Raw genomic sequence first — 6,519 nt, forward strand, 5'->3', positions numbered from 1 at the left:
GATATGTTGCAAAGAGTACAGAATGAAACGCCGTATAAACCATTTGAAGTGTTTTTATCCATATTAGGTGCAATATCGGCGATTGTAACCTTTTTTTCATCGATGATGATTCTGATCCATTGGAAACCGTGGGTGTTGATTATATTAATCTTCATACCACTCGTTTTTTCTTTTTATTTTTTCAAGATTGGCCAAAGAGAGTTTAATGTTAGTTGGTTGCGTGCACCGGAAAAAAGGAAATCATGGTATTTGTCTTACCTAATGACAAGAGACAACACGTTCAAAGAAGTCAAAATATATAACTTGGCAGGCTATATTTTGAACAAATTTAAAGAAATCAACAAAACGTTCGTCGAGCAGGATATCCATCTTTTTAAAAGAAGAACGGTTTTTACATTTATTTTTGAGCTCGTTGAACAAATATGTATCAATACCGTACTTGTTATCATCATCATTTCGGCGTTGGCAGGTGAAATCCTTATAGGTCACGTCGTAGGGCTTATTCAGGCCTTGAACTTAATTTCTAGCAACTCTAAGAAAATATTGAATATCATCCATTCCCTGTATAAAAACAATTTATATATCAACCAACTGTTTGAATTTTTGGGGTTAGACGAAGAAGTATTGGACAAAGGAGATCGATTCGTATCAGGGATAGACAAAATCGAAAATATTAAGATAAGAAATTTAACGTTTCGTTATCCAACGAAACCAAAAGTAGTATTGAAAAATATTAACCTCGACATCAACAAAGGGGAAAGAATAGCCATCGTCGGTGCAAATGGATCAGGAAAAAGCACCCTTATAAAACTTTTATTGAAATTGTATGAACACGATGAGGATAGCATTTTTTATAATGGTGTGTCCATCAATGATTTGGATACGGAACAATTGAGAAAAAACATTGCCGTGTTGTTCCAAGATTTTGTGAAGTATGAATTGAAATTAAGGGAAAACGTGGGGTTTGGCGATATTACGCGCATTGATCGTGACGGAGAATTAAAACAAGCCATGGAGAGGGCGAGAGTAAATTTTATCGAGGATTTAGATACTCAGCTTGGTTTATGGTTTGTCGACGGTGTTCAGCTTTCGGGAGGACAGTGGCAAAAAGTAGCGATTGCTAGGGCGTTATTTCGGGATGCATCCGTATATATATTGGATGAACCTAGCTCGGCACTGGATCCCATTTCCGAGAAAGAAGTCATTGATATGTTTATCAATATGACAAAAGATAAAATTGGTATCTTTATCTCACATCGTCTATCAACAGCTAAGCTTGCCGATAAAATCGTAGTAATGAATGATGGTGAAATTGTCGGTATAGGTACGCATTGGGAATTGTTAGCTACGAATGAGTTATACAGAAGAATGTATGAATTGGAAGCTTTGAAAAACGAGGAGGAGTATGAGCATCTCAATGAAAGCGCTGGTTTGTAATCTTGCGAAAAAATTGTCGGATTATGAGAATATGAAGCGAATCGTCAATCACCCAAGTAATTATATTAAAATTGGAAACAAGACGATAAATCCGTTTAATGAGTTAAGTTTAAGCCATGGGTTACCAGCCTTATGTGCGCTGTACGGCGAATTGGGCGAACAATATCCGGATGAAGGTTGGGATTTATTAGGGCATCAATACATCAAAAAAATCGGTGAACAAATGAATCAACACGGCTTCCCTTCTTTATCCATGTTTACCGGATTGGCAGGGATCGGCCTTGCTGCAGTATGTTTATCCAAGGGAGGAAAAAGGTATCAAAACTTTATCTCAACGATTAATCAAGCCATCGAAGAAAGAATCGGAGAAATGATCGAGTATTTGAAACAGAAACCGTATCCGAATATGGACGATTACGATGCTATTTCGGGAGTAGCGGGTATAGCGAGCTACTGCCTATTATTTCCGCAAGAGATGAAAAAAAGTATTACGTTAATCTTAAAATACATTATAGATTTATCTCAAGATAAACAAATGGAGGATATCAACGTTCCTGGCTGGTATATTCCCCCAAAGAATGCTTTTTCAGACACTGAAAGGAGAAAATGGCCATCGGGTTTCTTTAACATTGGGTTGTCTCACGGTATACCTGCTTTACTCATTGTCTTGTGCAATGCTAAAAAACTGAATATTTACGTAGATGGGCAAGATGAATGCATTCAAAGAATAGCTGATTTTCTTATGAAGTTTCAAATTAAAGATGAAAATGGCTCTTATTGGGGGACTCATGTTTCTCTAGAGGAATACAAAAATGGCTCTGTCCTAAACAAAGATACAAGGGATGCCTGGTGTTATGGCACGCCTGGTGTTGCTTATTCGTTACTTATAGCAGGTAAAACTCTAAATAATCAATCATACATTGATTGTGCTGTCAGCGGAATGAAACTGGCAAGCAAACGGCTTTACAACATTTTTTCTCCTTCCTTCTGTCATGGTTTATCGGGAGTTGCGTATATATGCAACAGATTTTATGAAGAAACGAATATCAGCGATTTTAAGGAAGCCGCCTGCAAATTAGTCGATGATATAATAAAATTTTATAATGAGGAATTCCCTTTTGGCTTTAAAAATATTGAGGAGAGCGAAGGAAGCACGAAATATTATGATTATGTGGGACTAATCGATGGAACAGCGGGAATTTTATTGACGATATTAGCTATACAAAACTCGAAAAAAACGCCTTGGGATTGTGCATTTTTATTATCTGAAGTTTAAATGTTGTTTATATACAATGGAAAAGCCGACTGATCGATGGTTAGAGGCAAGCCGCAGAGGGGGCTCCATCATACCTTGGCGTACCGATCGGTCGAACAACTCCCTAAAAAGGGTGTTGTTCGATCAACCGGTCATCGATCAAATATGTTGGAAAAGGTTCATAGACAAGAGGTGTCTTTCACCCGGGCGTCACTCAAGACGTGCGCATTTTTTAGTAAAAAGCAACAAAGAGTAAAGCTTCACATTGCACCTATGAACAACGCAACGGTGTTATGAGATTACCCCATGATATGGGGATGGAATAGGTTAAAATGCGATTCAACTGTATGGGGGATCAAAAGATGAATAACAAGAAAATTTTGGTCGTTGATGATGATGAAGATATTTGCTGCACCATTAAACAATATTTGGAGCTTCATCATTATCAGGTAGAAACGGTCCACAGCGGTGTAGAAGCGTTGAAGATGATAAACGACGATTTTGATTTGATTGTGTTGGATATCATGATGGAAGGAATTGACGGAATGGAGCTGTGTACAATCATTCGTGATCGGGTTGATTACCCTATTGTATTTGTTAGTGCTAAAACGCTGGAGGAAGATAAGGTTCAAGCTCTGGCGATCGGTGGGGATGACTACATCACCAAGCCGTTCAGCTTAAAGGAGTTAAAGGCGAGAATTGATTCTCATTTAAGAAGGGAAGAACGGATTCGTTCAAACGAGAGATATCTTTTGAGTTCTAAAAATATTACGATTGATCTTTTGGCTAATGAAGTCTTTTGTAAAGGAAAGAAATTACCGTTAACAAAAAAAGAATATGAGATTGTGAAGTTGTTGATGCTCAATAAAAAGGTCGTTTTCTCCAAAGAAAGAATCTTTGAACGAGTATGGGGGATTGACTCCGACAGCCAGTTAGACACGGTTACAGAAAGCATCAAAAATATTCGAAAAAAAATCAAGGACGTCGATCCAGAAACCTCTTATATTCAAACATTATATGGGCTCGGCTATAAATGGGATGTGAGCAATGAAAAACGATAAAACAATCAAACGAGATTTTTACTTGTTGGTTGTGAAGGTAGTGTTGGCAACAGTGATCTCTTCGGCCGTTACCTATTTATGCGTAATCTATTTGATTATGACATTAACCACGAACGATGTGGTGAAACCGACCAATTATTTCGTGAAGGATTTGGATTTGATTGAAAAAAAGGTGAAAGAAAACGAAGAGGCGATTTTCAAGGGGAGATTAATTCCCATTCATCGTTACAGTGAAAAGATACAGGGAGAAGTTGTAGACATCAGCGGTAAGCATCTGTATGGTGATCGAGAAATTATAGACGATCAAGTGGATATTAGTCAATCGATCAACCGTGAGATTGTAAAAGGAAGCTATGTGTATCGGTTCATTCCCCTGAAGCATGATAACGCCATTCAGGCGGTATATGTGTTGAAAGCGCCTTTTGGGTTCATCATTAACAATCAAAATCGCTTCGAAGCCGTGTTGATTTATGCTGTGATGTTTATTTCTCCGTTGATCTTTTTTATTGTCTATTTGATTTTCTTTACATCTAGGCTGTACAAATCATTGTTTCATAATGTCAAATTGTTGCTCCAGGCTTCTGATCACATTGCAAGCGGGAATTTTGATTTTCAAGTCTCGGGGTTGAAAAGAAAAGAGTTTATCAAGATCCAGGATTCCTTTAATACCATGATCAGTGCACTGAAAGAAATGGTGGAACGTTTAGCAAAGACCGATGACGAACGAAAAATGATGGTATCATCGATCGCACATGATATCAGAACCCCGTTAACGGTCATCCAAGGACAAATTGATTTGATTCAAGATTTGAGAAAGTTGGACCACTTTGATGTCACTCCCCATTTAGAGATTATTCGCAAAAACTGTGGGAAGATGACCATGTTGACAGATAATTTGTCGTTGCTCTATAAAGTGGAGAATGACCACTTCTCATTGAATGGAAAAGAAGTGGATGTAAGGCAAATCCTTGAGGAGAAAAAACTAGAGATCTCAACAATGGTTTACCATCAAAAATCGATAAACATTTGCTTTGATGTGAATTTGCAAAAATCACGTTACATACTTGATGAAGCGATGTTAATGAGAGTGTTGGACAATATTTTATACAACAGCCTGAGGTTTACAAAAAGCGGAGAAATTAAGTTGGAAGTCTATGATGAAAAAGAGGGGAATGAGTGTAAAATCTATTTTCGCTGTTCAGATACAGGAACGGGGTTTAAAGAAAACGATACGTCTTTGTTGTTCCAGCCTTTTTACCAGGATAAGCAGTATAAAAATCATGTTGGATTAGGACTGTATATTGCTAAAAGAATTGTGAATCATCATGGCGGTGAAATTTGGGCCTACAACAATGAAAAAGGTGGAGCGACGGTTGAATTTTATATTAAGGAGCTATCTGATTAATCATCCAATCTTATGGGCTTTCCGCCGTTATCGAGAGTGGAGAATGCAGCTAGGGAGGAATTTCTCTTTCCCTAGCTGACAGTCTCTAAGCCTTTATTTTCTTTTAGCAATCAAAAATTGGTGGTTCACCGTAACAGCTACTTCTTCATCTGGGTTTACGCCTTTGATGCTGTATACCCAGCCAAAGTTCAAGTGAGTTCGTTTTTCATCCGTTTGATCGGGAATGACTTCGATCTTTCGCAGCTCTTTTTTACTCAAGATTTGATGATGCTCATTGATGGTAATCGTCTCCGCTACTTTCCCGATCGGTTTGTTCAATTGATTCCGATCGACTTTTGCTGCTTGAATCATGTACGTTCGGCCTTGATAGTGAATTTCTTGCAAATTTTCTTTGTTCAACTCGTATTTTGGTAATTTCCGATCGATCTCCATATTTTGTGTGGCTGTCTTTTTTAAGTTACTGACAAGTGAACAACCTGCTATAAAGAGGATTCCAATCAACATGAGGAGTAAGATAGAGTTTTTCATCGTTACTCTGAAACCTCCTTTTTTACCATCCCATTGAGAGGGAGCAGTGAACTTTCATTCATGTGGTTGATTTCCTTCCCAACGATGAAACCAGATCGAACCGATGATGGTGACGATGATGAAGCTTAGAAGGGCATAGGCTATTCCTTCCCATAATGATAGCGAAAAGGAACTTAATAACTGCGCCCCCAAGGTTTGCTTTACTTCGGGCATCATAAGAATCGGAAATTGTGAGAGACGAACAGCCCAAGCCCAAGGAATATAGCTCCATACGTGATCACCTAAGGAAGTTGCGCCAATCAGGGCAGAAATGAGAAATCCGCCGCTTCCTACTGCGATCGAGGCTCCCATTCCAAAGGCAAAGCTGATGAACAGATGCAAAGAAAAAAGGATGAGTGAGCCCACGATGGAGAGCATGGCTCCTTGCAAAAATAACTGATAATGAATGTGCGCCACTTTGAGTACGTATTTCATTCCAAAGAGCATGAGAATCGTCGCTAGCAAGATGTCCGCGCATGCAATAAAGATGAGCAGCGTGAGTTTGCCAACATACCATTGAACTTTGGATACAGGACCGGTCAAGATGTTCATGAAACTTCCTGCTTTTTCTTCTTGATAGGACATCAGCCCAGTCAGTAGGGAGATAATGATCGGTAAGGAAACGGCCATTACTTCAAAAAATCCTTGATAGATTTTCATCTGCCAAAACGTAGAGGTACGGTAGTGCGAAAAATACCATACCATAAAGAGAGAATAAATGATTGGCGTGATGATGACCATCATCCGAATCGCTGTGCGTTTTGTTTTTATCCATTCGGATGACAGAAGGCGAA

General features: G+C 38.6%; 6 protein-coding genes. 4 read left to right on the forward strand and 2 right to left on the reverse strand.

What is annotated here, in order from left to right; translation table 11 throughout:
• The 4 genes from VU18_RS01260 to VU18_RS01275 all read left to right on the forward strand — a co-directional run.
• A partial coding sequence (locus VU18_RS01260) for an ABC transporter ATP-binding protein (RefSeq protein ID WP_047757517.1) occupies positions 1-1,437 on the forward strand: 1,437 nt, incomplete at its 5' end.
• Entirely contained in the window at positions 1,418-2,713 is a 1,296-nt protein-coding gene (locus VU18_RS01265) for a lanthionine synthetase C family protein (protein WP_014194793.1), read from the forward strand. The genes VU18_RS01260 and VU18_RS01265, both read left to right, overlap by 20 nt.
• Positions 2,714-3,054: 341 nt before the next feature.
• Positions 3,055-3,753, forward strand: a complete 699-nt coding sequence (locus VU18_RS01270) for a response regulator transcription factor (RefSeq protein WP_004888808.1) — start codon at positions 3,055-3,057, stop codon at positions 3,751-3,753.
• Positions 3,740-5,158: a HAMP domain-containing sensor histidine kinase gene (locus tag VU18_RS01275; RefSeq protein ID WP_011229815.1), complete on the forward strand. Its 1,419-nt coding sequence runs from the start codon at positions 3,740-3,742 to the stop codon at positions 5,156-5,158. The genes VU18_RS01270 and VU18_RS01275 overlap by 14 nt, the downstream gene beginning before the upstream one ends.
• Positions 5,159-5,251: 93 nt before the next feature.
• Here the strand turns inward: VU18_RS01275 and VU18_RS01280 are convergent, their stop codons facing one another.
• A complete protein-coding gene (locus VU18_RS01280; protein ID WP_025039376.1) occupies positions 5,252-5,686 on the reverse strand; it encodes a NisI/SpaI family lantibiotic immunity lipoprotein in 435 nt (144 codons plus the stop codon).
• Between the two features lie 54 nt (positions 5,687-5,740).
• Positions 5,741-6,519, reverse strand: a 779-nt coding sequence (locus VU18_RS01285) for a lantibiotic immunity ABC transporter MutG family permease subunit (protein WP_082218512.1), incomplete at its 5' end; no start/stop codon positions are given.

It is taken from the genome of Geobacillus sp. ZGt-1, from assembly GCF_001026865.1.
Taxonomy (GTDB): domain Bacteria; phylum Bacillota; class Bacilli; order Bacillales; family Anoxybacillaceae; genus Geobacillus; species Geobacillus thermoleovorans.

Coding starts and splice junctions, on each gene's coding strand:
- VU18_RS01265 (WP_014194793.1), top strand. CDS start 1,418: ATGAAAGCGCTGGTTTGTAATCTTGCGAAAAAATTGTCGGATTATGAG.
- VU18_RS01270 (WP_004888808.1), top strand. CDS start 3,055: ATGAATAACAAGAAAATTTTGGTCGTTGATGATGATGAAGATATTTGC.
- VU18_RS01275 (WP_011229815.1), top strand. CDS start 3,740: ATGAAAAACGATAAAACAATCAAACGAGATTTTTACTTGTTGGTTGTG.
- VU18_RS01280 (WP_025039376.1), bottom strand. CDS start 5,686: ATGAAAAACTCTATCTTACTCCTCATGTTGATTGGAATCCTCTTTATA.